This is a genomic window from Janthinobacterium sp. MP5059B (genome assembly GCF_001758645.1).
Lineage (GTDB): Bacteria > Pseudomonadota > Gammaproteobacteria > Burkholderiales > Burkholderiaceae_D > Janthinobacterium > Janthinobacterium lividum.
The window spans coordinates 617,407-640,101 of the sequence record NZ_LRHX01000006.1 but is presented as its reverse complement, the minus strand read 5'-3'; the positions used below and the strand labels follow the sequence as shown (position 1 = coordinate 640,101).

Sequence of the window (22,695 nt, the reverse complement as noted above, 5' to 3'; positions counted from 1 at the left end):
TTATCTCCTCTCTGCAAGAAGTTGTTTACCACGTGCACTAATGTCAGGAATAGATTCCGAGAAGGTGATCTCGGCTGTGTCATCAGGGTAGAGATGCAAACCAAGATACCTGGTTCCAGGCGGTATTTTCTCCGGCAGAATAACCAACTGATTCCTTACAGTCACAACCTCTCCAATACGTGGCGTTCCCTTCGGGCCATCCAACTCCCATCGCAATGTCTGAGCCCCAAACGGAATACGAACCCCCACAATGGTCCCGGTAGTTCCAAATTTGGTTGTCACACCCAAATCAGTATTGTTAAAAATAATATTAGTATGAATCTGATCAACGTAAGAGTTCATCACTACATTCAACACTATTTCATTCTTCATTTTTCTTTTTCCTTGCCCACATGCCACCAGCGGCATTAAAAGAACTAATCCAAAAAAACCAAGCACACTTCTCCGCGTTGCATGTGGGGAAATTTTTTCATTCCCCAAACCGTAACCTTTATCGCATTTCATGACGCATCCTTATTTTTTATTTATTAACTGCCTGTTTTAGCATTTTCGTTCTATCACTGCTTTCCACCAGCATTGAAATACGCATCCAAGCTTAAACAGCTCATTATCCTCATTCATTTGTATTTCTCTTTAATGATATTTCTTCTCACGCTGTTTTCTCTGTGGGAGAAATGCATCGAATGTAACTTCAGCGGTATCGTCCGGATAAAGATGTAAACCAAGATATCGAGTTCCTTCGGGTATCTGCTGTTGAGATATTGCTAATTTGCTATTAATATAAACAACCTCGCCATTGCGTGGTGTACCTTTGGGACCACCCAATGTCCATTGCAATGTCTGGAGTCCGAATGGAATACCGACACCGACAATGGTTCCAGTACTACCATACCTGTTCATCACACCCAAATCAGTGTCGTTAAAAATAATATCGGTAATAACTCTGTCCACATACGAATACATGACCACGTCCAATACTATATATTTCGGCACCGCTCTACCGCACGCGACCAGCGGCATTGACAGACCCAGCGCAATCAACCTGATGGTGTGGCGCCTGTCTGGCGACGAAAGTGCAAATTTTTTACTGGTTGAATTTTTTTCGTCCTTGCCACGCATGTTATTTCTTCCTCGCTGCCAGAATTTTCTCTCCTAGAGCTGTTCGTTCAGGTACGGAATCCGCAAAGGTGAGCTCGACCGTATCATCGGGGTAAAGATGTATGCCGAGATAACGCGTTCCCGGCGGTATCTGCTCCGGCGAAATCACAAGTTGATTCTTCGGAGTCATACGCTCGCCATTGCGTGGCGTTCCTTTTGGCCCGCCCAAAGTCCATTTCAATGCCTGAATCCCGAACGGAATATAAACATCAGTAATGGTCCCAGTGCCACCATACCTGTTCATCACGCCCAGGCCGGTGCCGTTAAAAGAAATATCGGTAATGACCCGATCAACGTAGGAGAACACTTCTACATTCAATGCTGTTTCTTTTTGCACTCTCTGGCCGCAAGCCGCCAGCGGCAGTAGCAAACCGCACGCCATCAATCCGAGCGCCAGCCGCCGGCCTGACTTCGTTGCTTCCTGTTCCCATATGCTCATGGAAACTGGTCCATGGCAGCCTCAAAGCTGATATCGCCGGCCTTGACCTGCGCCAGCAGTGACGCAATGACCGGGTTGGTCTGGAGTTTGTCGCCGTAGATCAGAGCGGCGCAGGTATAGTTAAGAATGTCGCGCATACCGGACAGCTTCAGTTTGCGCGCGGCCAACAGGTATTTTTGCACGAGGCGGTAGTGTTGCGCGGGTGGAATGTCCATCAGCAGCTGCGGCTGATTTTCCTGCAGCATCGACAAAAGCTGGTCCGGCATGCCCGCTTCGACCAGCATGTCGACCTGCACCTGGGCCAGCTTGAGCGGCAAGGTCACCCGGTGGGGAGGCAGGCCGTGATCGTTTTCCCCTGGCAGCACCTGCTGGGGATGGCCGTCGCGGTCCCAGTACCACCATGCTGCTATGCCTTGCAGCAGGCGCTCGCGCTGGGAAACGGTCAGCGCCTGCACCCCCACGTGCAAAGTCAGGTCGCTTTTCTGTCCCGTCAGGGTGCCCAGGATGGCCGGGTCCCAGAAGGCAAAAATCATGTCGGTGCCGTCCGGCAGCAATATCTCGGTAAACGCCGCCAGGCTTTCCCACAGCGTGTCAAAATCATCAGTACTTGCAAGCAGCGTAAAGCTGGCAGGATGACTGGCGGCGCCTTGCACGATGTCCGGCCACGCTTCGGTATCGGCAGCCAGTGGCGACAACGCCACCAGATGGGGCGCGTACGCTTCCGTATCGGACCCGAGCGCCGCCGGCAGCAGGCACTTGCTGTGCACGCTGATCTGCTCTTTTTCAAAGCGCGCCAGCAGCGTGCCGTCCTGCGCCTGGTCGACAATGGCATAACAGCTCAGTTCACGATTGTCGAGCGCGCTTGCCAGGTTTGCTGCAAACGAAGCCTGATCCAGAGGTAAAAATTTCATCGTTGAGGTCCTTTGTTGACGAAGGCGGAGCGCTGTTTTGCGCGCTTTTGCAGGCATTCACGGCAAACTTCCTGGCGCCGTACTCCCCCATACGCTGCGGCCGCCTTTTTCGTGGTTTTATTTTTTTGTCCGAAAGCAGCAAGCGGCATCAGCGCACCCAGGCCGATCAAGCCCAGCACACTGCGCCGGCCTGACAACAGTGGCTGCAATGACTTCTCGAGCCGATCTCGTTTGTCGTTCCTCACAATGTTCTATCCTTTATGTACTCCAGCGATGAAAAAGTCATCGCTGCGACCCTTTGTTGACGAAGGCGGTACGCTGTTTTGCGCGCTTTTTCAGGCATTCCAGGCAGACTTCCTTGGGCAGCACCGGCAGCGCATACGGCATCGTCTTGGGGCCTGGCATCGAGAAGTCGGCGTTATGGCTGATGCGCTGGCCACTCGTCATGTCGGTAATGCCCGCGCCGTTGATCCTGATGGCCGAGCCATCGGCACCGAGGATGATTTCCTTCTTGGCGAAAATTTCAATGCGGTCGGTGGCTGACAGCAGGCGCAATACCTTTTCGGCGATGATGTCGATGTCGCCGCCGTGCGCCTGGATCTCGACCTTTCCTTTCGCGGCGAACAGCTTGATGCCCGCGTTGTATGCAAACAGGCTGATCTTTTCCTTGACGCTGGCGATCAGGCTTTTACCGACAGCCAGGTTGGCATCCTCGCCCGTCGACATCGTGAGCTGTTCGCCGCTGTGCAGGTGCGTGCTCTTCGGCGTGGCGAGACCGATGCCGGCCGGCGACGCCGCCAGCAGTACCGGCTCGGCGAAGCGGTTGGCGCCCTGCTGGCCGGCGCCGTCGTATTGCGCCTGGGTCGCGTCGATGAATTGCTGGAACGCCTGCTGCCCCGGCAACGCCTCGGCACTGGACTTTTCCGCCACGTCCGACAGGTTTTGCGCCAGCTCGTGCGCCTGCGTCAGCTGATCGTACGCCTCGCGCACGTCGAGCTGGGAGCCGCGCCCGCCGGGCCGGCCGTAGGTGCTGATGTACAGTCCCTTTTGCGTGGTGATGGCGCCATACGCATCCGAATTGAGGGCGAAGCCGGAACCGAAAAAGCCGTCGCGCTGATTGCCCTGCTGCCCCACCAGATAGCCCAGGTTGAGCTGTGCATGGGTATTGCTGCTGTACAACTGCACCCGGTTCTGCTCGGTGTTATCGTCCATCACCAGCTGGTTGAAGCCCGCGCCCTTGTATTCTTTCGATTTGTAGCCCGACATGCGCCCATCGGTATGCCACTGCGGCGCTTGTTCGCCGTTGTAGATGCGGCCCGTAATGATGGGCCGGTCCACGTCCCCGTCGAGAAAGGTGATGATCACTTCCTGGCCGACGCGCGGCACATGCACGGCGCCATATCCCTCGCCGGCATTCGGATAGCTCACGCGCACCCAGCACGAGGCCTTTTCATCGCCGGGATTGAGGCGGTCCCAATGGAAGCGCACCTTCACGCGGTTCAGGGTATCGGTATGGATTTCCTCGCCGGCCGGGCCGACCACGGTGGCCGTTTGCGGATGCATGGCCGGCTTGGCGTGCACAAAGGCACTGCGGTATTCCACGCTGCGGCGCTGCACTTCGAAGCGGTTGAAGCAGTGGCCGGTGCGCTCATCGCCGGTACCGGTCGGGGCCAGGTCGGCACGGTTCAAGCCCGCCTCTTCCTTGAACTGCTGCAGCCGGCCTTTCAGGCTGCCCGAAAAATCCTGTTGCATGCTGGACAGCGGCAGGTTGTTTTCGATCGCCCATTCCACGCCCAGCACGACGAACTGGCGCTCCTCGGCCGCCTCTTCGGCGTGGGCCGGATGGTCGAGCAGCGTAAACCAGCAGCCTACCGGCAGCCGGCGCACGCCCGAGGTGCCAAAAAACCGCTTGATGCGCGATTCCCACTCCTGCACCCTGAGGCGCGATTGTTCCGCGCCATGCTCGGTGTCGGCGCTGCTGTAGGCGCCCGTATATTCGTAGACCTCGAGCTGCGACGGAATGCTGCCGTGCCCGGGCAATATCTGCACGGCGTCCTGGTGATTGCTGCGGGGCGCCTTGTAATCATAGGTGCGGGTCGCCAGCTGGCTGTTCGACAGCGTGCGGGCGCCGCCCCACTGGACGATCTTGTCCAGTTCCTCGGTGCCAGCTGCGCGGTGAAAGGCAATCTGCCCGGGCTGCAGCGGCTTGAGCGATTGTACCGAATCGGTGATGATCCACTGATGGCCGCTGCCATCGGCCGCCTGTTCGACATAGCCGTACCAGCCTTCGCTTTCCAGCATGCGCATGACGAATTGCCAGTCCGTCTCGTATTGCGTGCAATACGAGCGCTGGCGCACCGCCTGGTTCAGGTCGAACCTGAACTTGCCCTGGCATTGCGGATGACCGCCCAGCACGTCGGCGATGATGTCGTCGGCGCCCTTGTTCTGCCAGATGCGCGCATCCTTGCGGAACTTGAGGAAGTGCAGGCAGCTGGCAAAAGCGATCTGGTAGGCCGACAGCTGCCCATCGCTGCCCAGCTTCCTGGCCGTATGCACGTAACCGTGGATGGGGCTGTAGCTGGCGTCGGGCTGCAATACCCACAAGGTCACTTCCTGGGCGATCAGCTGCTTGAGTTCCACCGCATCGTCGAGCGACAGCAGATCGACGACATAGTCGTATCCCTGGCTCACGCAGTCGACCGCATGGACGCGCTGCGCCAGCAAGACATCGGCGCCCAGCGGTGTGTCCAGCTTGAGCAGCCGGGCGTGCTGTCCGATCCCTGCAAACAGATTGTCTGTTCCCTGCTCCGGATTAGCCATGCATGTCCATTCCCTTGAGTGACGCTGCGCCTGCCGGCGCAGCCATATTGCTTCGCGTGCGCATGCTTACTTGATGGTGTACTTGAACTGCCCCTGCTTGCTGGCGCTGACCTTGATTTTCGTGATCGCTGCGCCTTCGGCCATTTTGGCCAGCACCGACTCGGCGATCTCGGGCAGCACGGTGCCGTTGAGGATATTGTCGACGTTGCGCGCGCCCGAATCGACTTCGGTGCAGCGCGCCAGCACGGCCTCGACCAGCGCCTCGTCGTGGCTGAATTCGGCCTTGTGATTGGCCGCGATGCGCTGGGCGATCTTGCCCAGTTTCAGGCCGATGATATTGACCAGCACATCGTCCGAGATCGGATAGAACGGGATCACTTTCAAGCGTCCCAGGAAGGCCGGCTTGAAGGTCTTCACCAGTTGCGGACGGATCTTTTCCTCCAGCTGTTCCGGCGTCGGCAGGTCAGCCGCCGCCACATTCAGGCAGGCTTGCATCAGGATGCTCGAACCGACGTTCGAGGTGAGGATGATGATGGTGTTTTTAAAGTCGATCTCGCGCCCTTCGGCATCCTCCATCACGCCCTTGTCGAAGACCTGGAAGAACAGTTCGAGCACGTCCGGGTGGGCTTTTTCCACTTCGTCGAGCAGCACCACGCTGTACGGGTTGCGCCGCACGGCCTCGGTCAGCACGCCGCCTTCGCCGTAACCGACATAGCCGGGCGGCGAGCCTTTCAAGCCCGATACGCTGTGCGCTTCCTGGTATTCGCTCATGTTGATGGTGATCAGCTTGCGTTCGCCGCCATACAGCACGTCGGCCAGCGCCAGCGCCGTTTCCGTCTTGCCCACGCCGGACGGGCCGACGAACAGGAACACGCCCTTCGGCTTGTTCGGGTCGTCCAGGTTGGCGCGCGAGGTGCGCACGCGCTGCGCCACCGCCTCGATCGCATGCGACTGCCCCAGCACGCGCTCTTCCAGCATATCCTTCAGCTTGAGCACCGTGCGGATTTCATCCTTGACCATCTTGCCGAGCGGGATGCCGGTCCAGCCGGCGACGATTTCCGCCACCACGTGGCCGTCGACCTGCACCGGCACCATCGGCGTTTCGCCCTGCAGCGCGCGCAAATCCTTCAGCAAGGCCTGCAGGTCGCCGGCCTGGCTGGCATCGGGTTTCGCACCGGCGCTTTCCAGCTCCTCGCGCGCCGCCCTGACCTTCCCGGTCAGGGTCTTTTCATTTTCCCAGCGCGCGGCCAGCGACGCATGCTCGCCGGCAGCCGTGCTGCGCTGCGCGCGCAAGTCTTTCAGGCGCACCGGGTGATTCCCGCCGCTCTTTTCCTCGCGCTCGAGCGTGGCGACTTCGGCGTCGATGCGGTCGAGCTTTTTGACCAGGTTTTCCAGCAGGGCCGGCGTGGCGTTCTGGCCCAACGCCACCTTGGCGCAGGCGGTATCGAGCACGCTGATGGCCTTGTCGGGCAGCTGCCGGCCCATGATGTAGCGGTGCGACAGCCGTACCGCTTCGGTGATGGCTTCGTCGTAGATGCGCACATTGAAATGCTTTTCCATCAGCGGCGCCATGCCGCGCAACATGGCGCAGGCCAGTTCCTCGCTCGGCTCCTCGATCTTGACGACCTGGAAGCGGCGCGCCAGCGCGGCGTCCTTTTCAAAATATTTCTTGTACTCGCCCCAGGTGGTGGCGGCGATCGTGCGCAGCTCGCCGCGCGCCAAGGCCGGCTTGAGCAGGTTGGCCGCGTCGTTCTGGCCGGCCGTGCCGCCGGCGCCGATCATGGTGTGCGCTTCGTCGATGAACAGGATGATGGCGTGCGGGCTTTTCTTGACTTCGTCGATGACGTTTTTCAGGCGGTTCTCGAACTCGCCCTTGACGCTGGCGCCAGCCTGCAGCAGGCCCATGTCCAGCGTATGGATCTCGACGTCCTTCAACACATCGGGCACGTCGTCCTGCGCGATGCGCAGCGCCAGCCCTTCGACCACGGCCGTCTTGCCCACGCCCGCCTCGCCCGTCAGGATGGGATTGTTCTGGCGGCGGCGCATCAGGATATCGATCGCCTGGCGGATCTCGGCATCGCGCCCGATCACCGGGTCGACCTTGCCGTCGCGCGCGCGCGCCGTCAGGTTGGTGGTGAACTGGTCCAGCGCCGGGGTTTTCGACGCGGCCGCGCGCCCTTCCAGTTCGCCGACCGGATCGCCGCCCTCCCCCGCCTCGCCATCGGCAGCCGGGGCGCCTGCAGCTTCCTGCGAACCTTGCGTGATCTTGCCGAGGTTGTGCTTCAGGTCGTCGAGCTTGAATTTGTTGAACAGTTTCGAGCCGCGGTAAGCCAGCTGCGCCAGCTCCGGGTCGGTCAGCAACGCCTGCAGCAGATGGGCGCTGCGGATGCTGGCCTGGCGGCCGGCCTGCACGTCGAGCGACGCGATCAGCCAGGCGTTTTCAAACAGCTTCGGCAGCCTGGGCGAAAACACGGGGGTGCGCGCATTGCCGGTCTGCAGGCGCGCCACTTCGGCCTGCAGGTCCGCTTCGAGCATGCTGACGCTGATGCCGCTGTGGCGGGCGATCAGCGCAAAGTCGCTGGCCGGCTGTTCCAGCAGGGCCAGGAACAGGTGTTCCAGGTCGACCTCGTACTGTCCGAGGCCGACGCAGATGCCGGCGGCGCGGGTGGCGGCGGTGCGGCTGGTGTCATTGAGCTTGCTGATCAGCGTCTTGAGGTTGATGCTCATGGGGCAAAGGTCCTTGTGTGGAAACGGATAAAAAAGAAAGATGGTTCATGCCAGCGCATGCAGTTCGTAGCGCACGTCGCCACGGTCCTGCGCGGCGCCGGAGGTGATCAGGAAGCTGTCCCAGCCCAGCCGCCCGCCGCTGCGCGGCTGCTCCAGCGTGACGCCATGCACATCCTCGGCGCGCAACACCAGCTGCACTTCGTATTCAAGGCACAGGCCGGTAAACATGGTGAGCATTTTTTCCAGCGCACGCGCCGCCGCGCCGCCCGGCAGAAAGGCGTCGAAATGCATGCGCGCCAGCGGTCCGACCACCAGCCGCATACGCAAGTCGCGCTGCCAGACGCGCGCGCCGACCAGCGCGGTCGAACCCAGCATGGCGTTCATGCCACCCAGGCTGCTTTGCTGGTCGGGCGGCACGTCGTACCAGCAGCCGACAAACTGGGTCACCTTGATGGTCTGGCCGAAATAGGCCGACAATACCTGGCCGATCGCCACCGCCGATGGCGGCCGGTGCCGCATGGCGGCCGCAAAAAACCCCACCGACTCGTCGAGCACGCCATCGCCATCGTCGTACAGGCGCTGGCGCAGCGACGCATGGCCCAGGCCCGCCAGCGACAGCAGCAGCGGCAGGAACTTGTCCCTGCCATCGAGCTGGTATTTGAGTTCCAGGCGGTACTTGCGCCACGCTTCGTAGAACAGCGCCAGCGCCCGGCTGGAAAACGTGTCGAGAAAGGCGCGCGGTCCGTCGTCCTTTTCGTACAGCTGGTGCGCGGCGATGCGTTCGGTGTAGTGGGCCGGCAGCGCGCCGGCCACGCCGAGAAAGCCCATAAAGGCAGGCGTGATGCGGACGTATTTCAGTTCGCCGCCCCGCACGGCCTCGCCCAGCGCGCGCATGTCGGCCGCCAGGGCGCCCAGCTCGCGCGGTTCCGCCTGCACCGCTTCAAGCTGGCTGGGCGCAAAATTGAGCGACACCGAATTTTGAAAGCGCAGGTAGTTGGCCACCGCGCCCTCGCGCGCCATGCCGTTGCGAACCAGCCAGAGTTCGAGCATGCGCACCGCCTGGAAGTACTGGAAGCGGTAAGGCTCGGCGAACAGGCGCTCGATTACACTAGGCTCAAATCGCCGCTGCGTGGTTTGCATCGCAACAACTCCTCTCCCGATTTTTTCGACAGCACCACCAGTTGAGTAAAACTGTTGGCATGCACGTACAGGCCGAGAAAACACTCGACGATATGGGCAAACGCATGGATGCCGCTGCCCACAAACGCTTCCTCGTCGAGCGTCAGCCGCACTTCCAGGCCGCGCACCAGGCAGGCGAAGGGATTGCCGGGCAGCCAGGCGTTGGCCGCCTTGTGGTCGATTGCAGCAATGCCGCTGATCTGCCGTTGCGAGGTCGCCGAGCGGGGCAAGTCATACAGGGTCAGCATTTCCTGGAACGCTTCCAGGCCGCTGCCCGACAGCGACAGATGGTTCAGCGACAGGTGCGAGATCAGGCGCCAGTGCGCGCCGCGCCCCCGCTCGAAGCGGTGCGATTCCGTCGGCTTGCGCAGGAAGTGGATGCTGCGCACGCTCGATCCGCCTTCCAGGAACAGGTCGCCGCCGCGCAGGCCATAGGTAAGTTGCGCCGGCAGGTCGCGGTTGGTGCAGCTCAGCTCCAGGCTGAGGGTATCGGTTTCAATCGCGGCGGGATCGAAATCGATGTCGACGATGGAAATCTCGGTCTCGTAACCGGGGCTTTTCTCGCTGATGGTGTCATCGCGCCGCATCACCCAGTAATGGCCATCCTTGGCCGGCATCTGGCCGTGGCGCAGCGAATAGAATGGGCGAAATTCCGTGATCGACTCCCCTTGCGGGGTCTGGCGCACCAGCTTGACCGATTCGATGGCCTGCACCTCGAAGGCGTAGGCGCGGCGCGCATCGGCCAGCACCGGATAGCTGGCTGCCGTATGCGTCAGCCGGATCGGCTCGCCGCGCAGGCGGAACAGGTTGACCACCGGCGTGCAGCCCAGCAGCAGGTTATTCGTCGACATGGTGCCCAGCATGCGCGCCGTATTCGAATCCGTGCGCAGCCCGGCCAGGGCCAGGTGCAAGGTGATGCGCCGGCAGCCGGACGGCAGCGGCGCACACAGCGCGGCCAGGTCGATGTCGAAAAAATTGAATTTTTCGGGAAAGCAGAAGTATTCGGTCAGCAGCCGGTAGGCCGGATGCGAACGGGCCGAAAACGGGATCAGCGCATCGTCCTCGGCATAGCCGGCGGCGCTGACGGGGATCTGCGCCAGCGCGCTCCAGCGTCCGCTGTCGTCCGCTTCCACATAGGCCTTGAGCGTGCGCATGAACAGCGCGTCGCGCAGCGCCGCGCAAAACGAAGGCTCGCCGTCGATGAACACGCGCAGCTTTTTGACACCCAGTTGCGCCAGACTGATCTGATCGGCGGTCGCTTCGATGACGATGCTGACGCTGGAGGTGGCGTTGGGCGGCAGTTGCACCTGCTCGGGCGCGTCGATGATGGCGGCAAACGCCGCATGCGTCAGCGCCAGCGGCGCCACGGTGACGGGATACGCGGTGCGGAAGGTGCACGCGACGCCCTTGACGGGGCGCGTCGCCAGTTCGGTGCCGCGCGCAATCTCGGTGGCGGCCGTCAATTGCGCCGCCGCGCCGCTGTAGTCGAGACGCGCGATCGAGCACGAAGGAAACGGCCGCAGGTAATGCGGATACAGTACCTCGAACAGCGCCTCGGTGAATTCAGGGTAATCGTCATCGAGGCGTTTCGAAATGCGCGAATTGAGCAGCGCGAAGGACTGGATCATGCGCTCGATATGCGGGTCTTCGCAGACTTCGCCGCCGATCAGCAGCCGTCCCGCGATCTTCGGGTAGCGCTCGGAGAACTCGCGCGAATAGCGGCGCAGGAAACCCAGTTCACGTTCGTAATACGGCAATAATTCTTCCAAGTTCAGGCTCCTTGCGCCGCACGGCGCGCCTTGCTGATCGTGTAATGCAGGCTGGACGGCTGCAGGATGGCGTCGAAGTTGACGGGTTCCTGGGCCGAGTGCACCACCAATAGCGCGGTGATGGCGAAATTGAGGCGGTTGATCGAGCCTTCCTGGATTTCCAGCGAAGCGCGCACGCTGCGCAGGCGCGGCTCATGGCGCGCGATGGCCTTTTCCAGGCACTGGCAGATATATGCGCGGTCATCGGAACTCGACAGGCTCAGGCCGGCGAAATCATTGAGGCCGTAGGTGACAATCGAGCGGCCGCATTCGGGAAATTTTTTCAGCAGCGCTTCCGGTATTACGGTGCGCGTGTTGAGCAGCGCCTCCAGGTCGCGCGCCACGGTGTCTTTCAAATCCTCCAGCGACAGGCGCGAGACGGTGCTACTGGAAGCGCCCTGGACAGGCGTGTCCATCAGGCGGTCGAACAATCCCGGCGTAAAACCCTTCATCGGTATCCCGTCATTGGCAGTGGGAAGGAACAAAAGGGCGGCCTGCGGCGGCCCTTTGATTCAGGAGCATCAGTCACGCAGGCACAAGCCGGAGTCACCGTCGGCGGCTAGCCGGAACGGCTTCATCCGGCAAGGGCCGTTGCCGATCAAATCGTCTTGTTGGCCGACAGGTCCCAGCCGCCAGAGGTATTGCCGCCTGAGCCGCCACCGACTTTTTGCTGCGTGTATTTCCACTTGACCTTGGAATACTTGATCGACACATTTTCGCCGAGGATGTCGCCAGCGGCGACGGACGGCGCCACGCTGCTGATCAGCACGTTTTCCAGTTCGATCTCGAAGTACTTGATGCGCTCGCCCTGGCCGTCAGCACGCAGGAATTCGAATTTGGCTTTCGGGATCGTTTTACCGGATGAGCAATTTTGCAGCAGCAGGGGCGTGGCGAGGTCGGCCAGCTTGGCGACCACGATATCCTTGTGCTCGGTACGTTCGGCGGTATGCCCGCCGCCGGTCGAGGCGGTGGCGGACTTCGGCTGCAGTACTTCCCACTGGACCGACTTGCATTCGATCCAATCTTTGTGGGAGGTGTCGGTGGATTCGCCTTTGATACCATCAATTTGCAAGTAAACGTCGATTGCCATGTCATTCCTTTCGGTGGTTTAAAAAAATCAGGATTTGGTCGATTGCGGCAGCTCCGCGACCAAACGGAGTGAAACGGACAGCTCATCGAGCTGGAAATGGGGACGCAAGAAGGAAATGGCGCGGTAGACGCCGGGGCGGCCAGGCACCTCCGACACCTGCACCGATGCTTCACGCAATGGAAACTGGGCCTTCTGCTCCTGGCTGGCGTTATCGTCGAGCAGCACGTATTGCATCAGCCAGCGGTTGAGGAAGTCTTCGACGTTGGACGCGGCGGCAAAGCTGCCGATCTTGTCGCGCATCATCGCCTTCATGTAATGGGCGATGCGCGAGACGGCAAAGATGTATTGCAGCTGCGACGACAGCACCGCATTCGCGTTGGCGGAATCGGTGTTGTACTTCTTGGCCTTCTGCGCCGACTGGGCGCCGAAGAACGCCGCGTAATCCGTGTTTTTGCAATGCACCAGCGAAATGAAACCCAGGTCGCTCAGCTCTTTTTCGCGGCGGTCGGTAATCGCAATCTCGGTCGGGCATTTCAGCGCCACTTCGCCCTCGTCGGTCTTGAAGGTATGGGTCGGCAAGTCTTCGACCAGGCCGCCGCCTTCCACGCCGCGGATCGCCGCGCACCAGCCGTAATCGTCGAAGGCCGCCGTCAGCTTGGCGCCGAAGGCATAGGCGGCATTACACCACAGGTATTTCTGGTGGTTGGTGCCATCGACATCCTCGACGAAGTTGAAGCCGTCGACGGTGGCGCCGTCGGCCGGATTGAACGGCAGCCGCCCCAGGTAGCGCGGCAGCGTGAGGCCGACGTAGCGCGCATCTTCCGATTCGCGGAACGACTTCCACTTCGCATATTCGACCGTATCGAACACCTTGGCCAGGTCGCGCGGCTTGCCGAGGTCGGAATAGCTCTCGAGGCCGAACAGCTCGGGCGATGCGGCCGAAATGAAGGGCGCGTGGGCGGCAGCGGCCACATGCGACATCTGTTCGAGGAAATACATGTCTTCGGGCTGGCGCGTGAATTCGAAGTCGCCCAGCAGCGCGCCGAATGGAGCACCGCCGAAAGTGCCGAACTCTTCCTCATACACTTTCTTGAACATGGTCGACTGATCGAATTCCAGCGCGCTCTGGAAATCGCGCACCAGCTCGCGCTTGGTGGCGTTGAGCAGCTTGATCTTCAGGTTGGTGCCGGTGGGCGTGTTATCGACCAGGTGATGCAGGCCGGTCCAGCTGCTTTCCAGCTTCTGGAATTCGGGCGCATGCATGATGACGCTGAGCTGGCGCGAAATGAGTCTGTCCAGCTCGGCAACACGCGCATCGATGGTGGCCGCCAGGTTGTCCGACACCACCACGGTGCCCTCCATCACCTGGCTGACCAGTTCTGAAATCAGGTCCTTGGCGCGAGCATGCTCGACGCTGGATTTGGCAACCTTGCTTTGTTCGACGATCTGGTCAAGCAAGCCGATATCGGTGGTCGCGGCAGCGCCGGACGCGGGGGTCAGTTGAGCGGACATGGGATCAGTCTTTCTTGGCGGTGGATTGTTGTTCCAGCTGGGCCAGCTTTTCCGTGCTGTTGAGCACGTCGTTCAGGATATCTTCCAGCTTGTCGTTACCGGCCAGCTTGTTGCGCAGGTCGGCCAGCTTGGTGCGCGCCTCGAGCAGGCGGCGCAATGGCGCCACCTGCTCCACCACCGCCTCGGGACGGAAGTCATTGAGCGACTTGAAGCGCAGGTCGACGCGCAACTGGCCGCCTTCATCGCTGAGCTCATTGCTGACGCCAAACGCGGCGCGCGGCTCGACGCCCTTAAGCACCTCGTCGAAATTGTCGCGGTCGATGCCGATGAACTTGCGGTCCTTCAGCCGTTTCTGCTCGACTTCCGAATTGCCGCCGAAGTCGCCCACGACGCCCATCACGAAGGGCAGTTCCTTGTTTTCAATCGCATCGCCGATTTCCACGTCATACGTCATCTGCACGCGTGGCGGCCGGACCTTTTGCAGGCGTTTTTGAACACTTTCTTTTTTTGACATGACACATCCCTTCACGAGTAATCGGCGGCATCCGCGATGCCCTGGTAGATTGCTACTGCCTCAGCTTCACTTCAAACCATCGAAGGGATTGGCACTGCTGTCAGCAGTCTTGCTCTGTCCCTTGCGCGGCGGACGCGCCGGCTGCTTGTCGCGCGCCTGCGCCGCGGCCGGTGCCGGTACCAGCACGGTTTCGCCCAGGCTTTCGCGCAACAGCTTGGCCAGATCCTGCGATTCGGTGCGCAGCGGGCCGGACAGGTTGTTCTGTCGGCTCAGGTCGGCCAATGCACGCGTCGACAGGCGCAGTCCGCTGATCGCAATGACGCTGTTGGCCAGTTTGTCGGCGGGGTCGCGCACCAGCACTTCCTGGGCATTGATGATGGCGTCGCCGTACTGGCCCGCCTCATAGCGGGTCTGCGCCATGCGGGCCCATGGATTCTTATCGGCTGGGAATTCGACAGCGGCTTGTTTCCACAAACCCATGGCCGCCTCGTTGTTGCCCGAACTGGCAGCCTGGGTCGCCTTTGCCATCAGCTCGTCGAGCGAGGGCGGCGGCGCCGCCGTCTTGACCGCTGGTGCGGTGCTGCAGGCACTGAGCGTCAATGCGCAAGCGACTGCGGCAAAAAAATGGAGTGTGAATTGGCGAGACATGGTCTGATTTCCCTCAAAAAAAAAGATGACGCGGTCATTAAAAAACTTGCAATTTATAGTTGCCAAATTCTTATTTTTGCGAGACTAACACGGATTGAATATTGACTCCGTTCAATAGAAAATACGCGAAAACTCACAATCCGATCGGCCGCAAAGGCAGGCACCATGCGGGAAACGTACCGTACGCGCCTTTCTTCCAGATAATGTTAATGTTGTTGCAGTTGCGAAAAAAGCACATAATTTCTTATTGCAAAGATTGAATGATCGGATGCACCTGCAAGGCGCCGATCGCGCTGCAAAAGAGCCCGGGAGCGGCAGCGTTCTCCGCGCTTTTACTTCCTCGGGAAAAAGGGCAATCGATGAGCATTACAAGCAAATTGTTATGGGGTGAAGGCCTGTTTCTGCGCCCCCAGCACTTCCAGCAGCAAGACCGGTACCATGAACATCGCCTGCACGAAAGCATCAAGGCGCTGCATCCCTACGCCTGGGGTGTCAACCACGTGCAGATCGACCGCGATGCGCTGAGCAATAACACGCTGCGGCTGCTGGAACTGTCGCTGGTGTTCCAGGATGGCGAAATCTACAACGCGCCCGGCGCCGACGAGTTGCCCGAAGCCCTGGACCTGAGCAAGCTGCTGCAATCACAGCAAACCGTCACGTTTTATGCCGCCCTGCCCGCCTTCAAACACTTCGGCGGCAACTTTGCCGCGCCCGACCAAACCAACAGCGCAGCCCGCTACGGTCAGACCAACCTGGAAACGCCCGACCTGTACACCCATGCGGCGCAGGCCGAACTGGCCTACCTGCAAAAATCGCTGCGCCTGGTGGCCGAATCGGAACCGCGCGATTCGTATGTGAATTTTCCGTTGCTGCGCCTGCGGCGCCTGTCGACCGGCGGCTTCGAGCCGGACCCGTCGTTCGTGCCGCCGAGCCTGTCGATCCGCAGTGCCCCGCTGCTGTTCCTGCAACTGCGCCGCCTGATCGATGCGCTGCAGGCAAAGGTCAACGCCCTGTACGGCCACCACCGCGAGCCGAGCAAGAATGTGATCGAATTTCGCTCCGGCGACATGTCCTCGTTCTGGCTGCTGCACACGGCCAGTTCGGCCTTCGCCTCGCTCAGCCATTATTTCCATCATCCGGCGCTGCACCCGGAGCGCCTGTACGAAGCGCTGCTGGCCCTGGCCGGCGCGCTGATGACGTTCTCGAAAACCCATGCGCTGGCCGACCTGCCGGCTTATCAGCACACCGATCCGGGGCCGTCGTTCGCGCGCCTGCACGCGATCATCCGCGAACTGCTCGACACGGTGATCTCGTCAAAATATTTCGCCATTGCATTGACCGAAATCAAGCCGTCTTACCATCACGGCAAGCTCGATTCGGGCAAGATCGACGACAAGACCGCGTTTTACCTGGGCGTCTCGGCCGACCTGCCGGGCGTGGAACTGGTGGATGTGGTGCCGCTGCGCTTCAAGATCGGCGCGCCCGACGATGTGGAAAAATTCGTGCTGTCGGCCCTGCCCGGCGTGCGCCTGCAGCACACGCCGCAAGTGCCGGCCGCCGTGCCCGTGCGGCCCGATACGTACTACTTCACCATCGAAGCGAAGGGCCAGATGTACGACCGCATGCTGCAGGCCCAGTCGATTTCGATCTACGTTCCGTCCGGCATGCGGGATCTGAAACTTGAACTTGTCGCCATTACTTCCTGAAGATAAACGATGAATGCAAACGCCCCCTCCCTGATGTCCGGCGGCTCCGCCGCTTACGCATCGAGCGTACCTGCCGGTCCGGGCACGGAACACACGCTGACGGACCTGATGTACGACGGTTTCTACGCGCTGTTCATGCTGAAAAACGGCAGCGGCCCGCAAGACAATGCCGACTTCATCAGAAAGATGACGCAGTTTCTCGACGAATTCGGGCACGCGGCGAAAAAACATGCGGCCTCGGCCGACGATATCGATGCCGCCAAATATGCATTTTGTGCGGCGGTCGACGAAATCATCCTGCGCTCGCCGTATGCCATCCGCGACGACTGGGCGCGCCGCCCGCTGCAACTGGTGCTGTTCGGCGACCAGCTGGCCGGCGAGAATTTCTTCATCCGTCTCGAAGCCCTGCGCGCGCGCGGCATCGCCCACCTGCAGGCGTTGGAAGTGTTTCACATGTGCCTGCTGCTCGGCTTCCAGGGGCGGTACATCCTGGAAGGCTCGGAAAAACTGGCCTACCTGACGGCCCGCCTGGGTGACGAGATCGCCCAGATGAAGGGCAAGAAAGCCGGCTTTGCGCCACATGCGGAACGCCCCGACCAGATTGCGCACAAGTTGCGCAACGACGTGCCGCTGTGGGTGCTGTGCTCGATATTCGCGCTGATCTGTGCACTCGGTTACCTGGGCCTGCGCACCATGCTGGCCAAAAACACCGAACAGCAGATGAACGCCTACAGCGATATCGTCAAACTGGCGCCGCGCACGGCCAACCTGACCATCACGTTGCCTTAATGAGCGGCCCGGCAACGACAGAGGCCGCCCTGGGGGTGTTCGGCACCGGCCTGTCCCAGCATGCGCGGCTGATCACGCTTGCCACGGCGCAGGAATCGAACCTGCCCGAATCGCTGATGGCCGAGCGGATGACGGGCCGCGAGGCGATCAATGAGCTGTTCCGCTTCGAGGTCGATGCCTTGAGCACGGCGGCGGGCCTGGACCTGGCCAGTTTTCTCGGGGAAGAAATCACGCTCAAGCTGCTGCAGCCCGACGGCAGTTGGCGCGCCTGGCACGGACTGTGCACCGACTGCGGCTTTGCCGGCGCCGACGGCGGCGTGGCGCGCTACCGGCTGCGCCTCGAGCCTGCCCTGGCCTTGCTGGGCTTGCGCCGCGACAGCTATATCTTCCAGGACAAGAACGCGCGCGACCTCATCACGGAGCTGCTCGGCGACTATCCGCAGGTCCGTTTCGAATTCGACGTCAGCCAGGAACTGGCGCCACGCCCCGTCTGGACCCAATACCGCGAAAGCGACCTGGCCTTCCTGACCCGCGTGCTGGCCTTCGAAGGCCTGAACTGGCGCTTCGAGCACGAACAGGAGAATGGCGCGGCGCAACAAGGCGAACAACAGAACGCGCAGCAGGCAAAACACAAGCTCGTGATTTTCGACAGCAAGGCAGTCGCGCCGCCGACGCCGGGCGTGGCTGGCCTGCGCTTTCACGGCGTGCGCGCCAGCGATACCGATGACGCCATCGACAGCTTCAGCGCGCGGCGCCAGGTGCGGCCCAATGCGGTCGGCATCAGCAGCTGGGACCCGCAGCAACTGGCGGCGCCGGCCGCCGAACACAGTTCGAGCCTGCAGGCGGGCGAGCTGCCGCCCCTGCCCCTGTACGACGGCTCCGGCGAACGGCGCTATGCCGACAGCACGGCGGCCGATCCGCACGGCCTGCGCATGCTGCAGGCGCTGGAACTGGAGAACAAGCAATTCACGGGCGCTGGCGCGGTGCGGCGCATGGCGGCCGGCCACGCCTTTGACCTGCTGCAGCACGAACACTATGCCGATGGCGCCAACCAGTTCACCGTGCTCTGGGTCGAGCACGAGGCACGCAACAACCTGGGGCCGGCCGGCGGCGCGCTGACGTCGCTACTGTCGAAACTGTCGGCAGTGGCCAGCCTGAGCGACGTCGCCAGCCTGCTCGATGGCCAGCTCGAGGCCGGCACCTACCGCAATACCTTTGCTTGCGCGCGGACCAGCGTGGCCATCGTGCCGCTCGCCACCGCCGCGCGCGTGGCCAGCAGCGCGCTGGGGCCGCAAACGGCGCTGGTGGTCGGCCTGCCCGACAGCGTGGCGACCACCGGGCGCGACCATCAGGTACGCATCCAGTTCGCCTGGCAACGGGGCGGCGCCGCCAATCCGGGCGGCATGGCGCACAACACGGATCAACAGGGCAACGCACCCGGCAATGAAGCGTCAGGCACCTGGGTGCGCGTTGCCGAAGCCTTGGCCGGCCCGAACTGGGGTTCGCAATTTACGCCGCGCATCGGCACCGAAGTGCTGGTCGACTTCATCGAAGGCGACATGGACCGTCCGCTGGTAGTGGCCCAGCTCTATACCGGCAGCGACGCGCCGCCGTATGCGGCCGGCGTCGGCTCGGACGTCAATCACGCCGGCGTCATTTCCGGCATCCACAGCCACAATTTCGATGGCGGCGGCTATAACCAGTGGGTGATCGACGACACGCCGGGCCAGTTGCGCACCCGCCTGGCGACAAGCAGCGCGGCCACGCAGCTGAACCTCGGCTACCTGGTACAGCAGGGCCCCAACACGGCCCAGCGCGGCAGCTATCGCGGCAGCGGTTTCGAACTGCGCACCGATGCCTGGACGGTGCTGCGCGGCGGCGAAGGCGTGCTCATCTCGACCACCGCCCGCGCACAGACTGGCGCGGGCGTTGCTTCTACCCAGCTCGACACCATGGAAGCGCTGGCCCAGCTGAAAGGCGCGGCCGAACTGAACACGTCGCTGGCAGAGGCCGCACAGCAACAAACCGCCCTGTTCAGCCAGGACGCGAAACAGGCCCAGCTGGACTTGATCAAGCAGATCGATCCGCAGCAGGATGGCAAATACCAAGCGAGCGTGGGCGGTCAGGAAGCACTGAAGGCCAGTGCAGGCGAGCGCAAGCTGGCCGCCGACCAGCCGGTGGAAAAGTTCGGCCAGCCGCTGGTACTGATGGAAGCGCCTGCCAGCATCAACTGGGCCACGCCCGGCTCGACCGTGGTGTTTGCCGCCCAGCAGTTGCACTGGACGACGCAAGCGGACTTGCACATGACGGCCGGCCACACCTATTCATCCGTGTCGGCCAGCGCCCAAGGACTGTTTACCCACGCCGGCGGCATCCAGGCGATTGCCGCGAACGGCCCCGTATCGCTGCAGGCGCATACGGGGCAACTGGAAATCCTGGCCGACAAGGCCATTACCGTGATCTCGGTCAACGACTGCATCGACATCAAGGCCAATCAGAAGATCACGCTGCAGGCCGGGCAATCGTCGATCACGCTTGAAGGCGGCAATATCACGTTTACGTGTCCCGGCAACTTCACGGTGAAGGGTGGCCAGCACGTGTTCAACGGCGGCGCCAGCGCGGCTGGCGTGCTGCCGGCGCTGCCGGACACGCGCATCAAGCTGTTCGATGAAGGCTTTGTGCTCCGCGACCGCGACACGGGCGAAGCGATGCCCCGCCAGCCCTACCGCATCAAGCGCGAAGATGGCAGCTATGAGAGCGGCATGACCGACGAAAAGGGCTTGACGCATGTGATTGCGGCCGCCGCCACCGAGGCGCTGGTGATCGAGCTGCTGAAAACCGTGGGCGGCCAGGGTTCGACACCGGCACCGGCATCCGCCCCCTCTTCCGCACCGGCGCCGGTGCCAGGTTCGCCAGGGCTGCCGGCAGCCAGGGCCAGCACCCCGCCGGAACCGAAATACAAGCCGGCAGGCGACTCCAGCACCACGCCGGTGGCCAACAAGCGCCGCAAGGAAGTGCTGGTCAAGCTGCCGGCCTGCTGGATCGAGGACTACGAAAAGGAAATCGCCGGTCCCTCGTATGGCCGCTATGCGCAGCCTTACCAGCACGACGGCACGCCGCACAAATATAAGGACAGGATCTGGTTCAAGCTGTACGTGCCGTCAAAATCGGACGGTCCGGTGGTGGTGGAAGTGCGCTTCAAGGCCATCACGGTACTGGACGCCGCAGGACAGGCGCTGGAAGAGAGCGACAAGGGTACGGAATCGGCGGCGCTGCGCGTCAAGCAGCGCGCCAACGTGGTGGCGCTGGCGAAGAAAAACGCGACGGCCGGCATCGAAGGCAACTGGAACAACAAGTTCCGGCTTGAAATCAATGATCCGCAATGCGGACAAAAAGTGTTGCCCGTGGTTTTCCGCGTCCTCTGGGTCGACGAGAATCAGCATTACACGCTGCAGATCCACAAGCGCTATGACCGCGAAAACGTGACCGGCGACGTGATGAACGTGTCGCTGGCAACGGCACTGACCACGTATGCGCATGAATTCGGGCATTGCGTCGGCATGCCCGACGAATACTCGTACACGGAATTCGAAGAAACGGTACGCTATTTCAAGCCGGACGGCACGCTCGACGAGCCCATCGTCTGCCACGTCAACGGCACCTCGCCGGAAGACCTGACGCAATCGATCATGTCGTACGCAGAAGGTGCGCGGATCCTGAAACGCCACGGCTGGAATATCGCGATTGAGGCGCAGGAATTACTGAGCAAAAAAATCGGCAGGAAAATACGATGCGATATTGTCTGACCCTGCTTATCTATGCCATGCTGATGGCACTACCATTGAAAGCAAACACCATGACGAGCACCCACGCGCCCCTCTCCATCTCCCTGCAATGCCTGGGCAACGCTGGCTGCGTCTATGAGCGCAAGCCGATCGACCTGCTGGTTACCATCCGCAACGATGGCAGCCGCGATATCGGTTTTCCGCTCGACTACCTGCGCAAGTCCGGCCCGATCGTCAAATTCATCGATACCGATACCGGCGCCGTCACCTACGCCCGCCGTGGCCTGGCCAATCCGGCGCTGAAAACGCAATTCACCACGATTGCGCCAGGCGCCTCGATTTCCATGGAAATCGACGTGCATCCAACCGACATTGAAACGTTTCGCATCAAAAAAGTCGATATCAGCGTGGAAGTGATATTGAAGGGCGACATACGCATCGATGGCGAAGCGGAGCTGCAGGACTACCAGGGCGGCGCGAAGATCCGCATCTTTGAAAAAGATGAGTAAGACGATGCTGGTGCGGATGGTGTTGATCAGCGTGGCCCCATTACCGGGGCGATACTGACCGCATTGCCTGACAGGTCCAGTCAGGGCGCACATGGTGGCATTACCCGATGACTGGTACTGGAGCAGTCATCGGTACTTTTTTGGACGACGCGGTACCTCCATACTGGTTGGCACGTGACTGGCTCTTGATCCAATTTGGCGTTACCCGTGACGAGGCAATTCCTGTTTATTGCCGGTTTATCGCGGGCGGGATGGAAGAGGAAAGTCCACTCACTCACACCTGTCATCAGATTCTTCTGGGCGACGACGCCTTCGTTTCGGCACATCAGCAATCGCAGCGTTCCGCAGCATTCAGGGATATGCCAAGGCAGCAACGCCGCGCGCTGTCGCGCTATCACTAGCGCAATCTCAGGCCCTCTATAGCGACAGAGACGAGGCAATGGCACACGCTTATTTGCCTACCGCTTTACCATGCCTCACATCGCCGCCGCTTTTCACGTCTCGAGCAGGACAGTGAGTCGGGCCGTATCTGCATTTAATTCAGCGCAACTTACTGAGAATCGAGACGGCCAAGGCTGAGATCGTGTACGAATGACGGACCTGCCCCGGGTCCCGCAGCCCCTCTTTTATCTCACCCTATTAAACCAACCGCTTTCTATCAGCTTTTCCCTGTAGACTGCATCCGCAAAAAAATACGAATTTACATCCAATGAATCAATAGCAGCAATATATTCTTCAGGCGGGCAATATTTATGAACTTCAATCAGATGCATTATTTCAATGGGTGATGCATAAATACATTTATCAGAAGGAATCCAAATCTCCGCATTTGGCAACACTCTACCATTTGCGTCCAACAATTCCAATTCCCCGCAAAGCTGACAAATCGGCGATTCACGAATCGGATCAACTAGAGGTTGAAATGTACCAATGCCGCCAGCCACTAATTTTAGCTTTCGAAGCGTCGATGTAGGCACATCCCCAACTGGAAATTTCTCAAAAATATTTAACCAACCCACATTTCTTACTCCATCCATAACAAATGGAGTAATTTGATGCGTATAGTTTGTCAAATCTTCAAAGTATTTTTTTTCAGTCAT

At 60.7% G+C, this 22,695-nt stretch carries 18 protein-coding genes; 4 read left to right on the top strand and 14 right to left on the bottom strand.

All coding sequences use genetic code 11. The annotated features are described in order from the left end of the window. The 13 genes from JAB1_RS29475 to JAB1_RS07515 form a co-directional block, all read right to left on the bottom strand. A complete protein-coding gene (locus JAB1_RS29475; protein WP_139144463.1) occupies window positions 1-504 on the bottom strand; it encodes a hypothetical protein in 504 nt (167 codons plus the stop codon). Window positions 505-633: 129 nt separating this feature from the next. Further along, entirely contained in the window at window positions 634-1,119 is a 486-nt protein-coding gene (locus JAB1_RS29470) for a hypothetical protein (protein WP_139144462.1), read from the bottom strand. 1 nt (window position 1,120) lies between these two features. Further along, window positions 1,121-1,597, bottom strand: a complete 477-nt coding sequence (locus tag JAB1_RS07565) for a hypothetical protein (RefSeq protein WP_070279346.1) — start codon at window positions 1,595-1,597, stop codon at window positions 1,121-1,123. Next, complete coding sequence (locus JAB1_RS07560; protein WP_083299602.1) at window positions 1,594-2,565, bottom strand: DUF4123 domain-containing protein; 972 nt, start codon at window positions 2,563-2,565, stop codon at window positions 1,594-1,596. Before JAB1_RS07560 ends, JAB1_RS07565 begins: the two co-directional genes overlap by 4 nt. 225 nt (window positions 2,566-2,790) lie before the next feature. Further along, window positions 2,791-5,328, bottom strand: a complete 2,538-nt coding sequence (locus JAB1_RS07555; protein WP_070279344.1) for a type VI secretion system Vgr family protein — start codon at window positions 5,326-5,328, stop codon at window positions 2,791-2,793. A gap of 66 nt (window positions 5,329-5,394) precedes the next feature. Next, window positions 5,395-8,055, bottom strand: coding sequence for a type VI secretion system ATPase TssH (gene tssH / locus JAB1_RS07550; protein ID WP_070279343.1), 2,661 nt, complete (start codon window positions 8,053-8,055; stop codon window positions 5,395-5,397). 45 nt (window positions 8,056-8,100) lie between these two features. Further along, complete coding sequence (gene tssG / locus JAB1_RS07545) at window positions 8,101-9,195, bottom strand: type VI secretion system baseplate subunit TssG (protein WP_070279834.1); 1,095 nt, start codon at window positions 9,193-9,195, stop codon at window positions 8,101-8,103. After that, a complete protein-coding gene (gene tssF / locus JAB1_RS07540) occupies window positions 9,159-11,003 on the bottom strand; it encodes a type VI secretion system baseplate subunit TssF (RefSeq protein WP_070279342.1) in 1,845 nt (614 codons plus the stop codon). Before tssF ends, tssG begins: the two co-directional genes overlap by 37 nt. A gap of 2 nt (window positions 11,004-11,005) precedes the next feature. After that, window positions 11,006-11,494 carry a type VI secretion system baseplate subunit TssE gene (gene tssE, locus JAB1_RS07535; RefSeq protein ID WP_034777804.1) on the bottom strand — a complete coding sequence of 163 codons (489 nt, stop codon included), beginning with the start codon at window positions 11,492-11,494 and terminating at the stop codon, window positions 11,006-11,008. 146 nt (window positions 11,495-11,640) lie between these two features. After that, the gene (locus JAB1_RS07530; protein ID WP_034752191.1) at window positions 11,641-12,132 is read right to left on the bottom strand and encodes a type VI secretion system tube protein Hcp; all 492 of its coding nucleotides are present in this window, start codon (window positions 12,130-12,132) and stop codon (window positions 11,641-11,643) included. Between the two features lie 27 nt (window positions 12,133-12,159). Continuing rightward, window positions 12,160-13,644: a type VI secretion system contractile sheath large subunit gene (gene tssC, locus JAB1_RS07525; protein ID WP_034777802.1), complete on the bottom strand. Its 1,485-nt coding sequence runs from the start codon at window positions 13,642-13,644 to the stop codon at window positions 12,160-12,162. 4 nt (window positions 13,645-13,648) lie between these two features. Beyond that, entirely contained in the window at window positions 13,649-14,158 is a 510-nt protein-coding gene (gene tssB, locus JAB1_RS07520; protein WP_070257339.1) for a type VI secretion system contractile sheath small subunit, read from the bottom strand. A gap of 66 nt (window positions 14,159-14,224) precedes the next feature. Continuing rightward, entirely contained in the window at window positions 14,225-14,806 is a 582-nt protein-coding gene (locus JAB1_RS07515) for a hypothetical protein (RefSeq protein ID WP_070279341.1), read from the bottom strand. 359 nt (window positions 14,807-15,165) lie between these two features. Between JAB1_RS07515 and tssK the strand changes: the two genes are divergently transcribed. Genes tssK through JAB1_RS07495 form a run of 4 tightly spaced genes read left to right on the top strand, consistent with a single transcriptional unit; the run spans window position 15,166 to window position 21,595 of the window. Further along, window positions 15,166-16,512: a type VI secretion system baseplate subunit TssK gene (gene tssK, locus JAB1_RS07510; RefSeq protein ID WP_070257341.1), complete on the top strand. Its 1,347-nt coding sequence runs from the start codon at window positions 15,166-15,168 to the stop codon at window positions 16,510-16,512. Between the two features lie 9 nt (window positions 16,513-16,521). Continuing rightward, window positions 16,522-17,301: a type IVB secretion system protein IcmH/DotU gene (icmH, locus tag JAB1_RS07505; RefSeq protein ID WP_070279340.1), complete on the top strand. Its 780-nt coding sequence runs from the start codon at window positions 16,522-16,524 to the stop codon at window positions 17,299-17,301. Then, window positions 17,301-21,107 carry a type VI secretion system Vgr family protein gene (gene tssI, locus JAB1_RS07500; protein ID WP_083299601.1) on the top strand — a complete coding sequence of 1,269 codons (3,807 nt, stop codon included), beginning with the start codon at window positions 17,301-17,303 and terminating at the stop codon, window positions 21,105-21,107. Before icmH ends, tssI begins: the two co-directional genes overlap by 1 nt. A 50-nt stretch (window positions 21,108-21,157) precedes the next feature. Continuing rightward, complete coding sequence (locus JAB1_RS07495; protein ID WP_034777794.1) at window positions 21,158-21,595, top strand: hypothetical protein; 438 nt, start codon at window positions 21,158-21,160, stop codon at window positions 21,593-21,595. Window positions 21,596-22,221: 626 nt separating this feature from the next. Here JAB1_RS07495 and JAB1_RS29460 read toward each other — a convergent pair. Beyond that, window positions 22,222-22,695: a hypothetical protein gene (locus tag JAB1_RS29460; RefSeq protein WP_139144460.1), complete on the bottom strand. Its 474-nt coding sequence runs from the start codon at window positions 22,693-22,695 to the stop codon at window positions 22,222-22,224.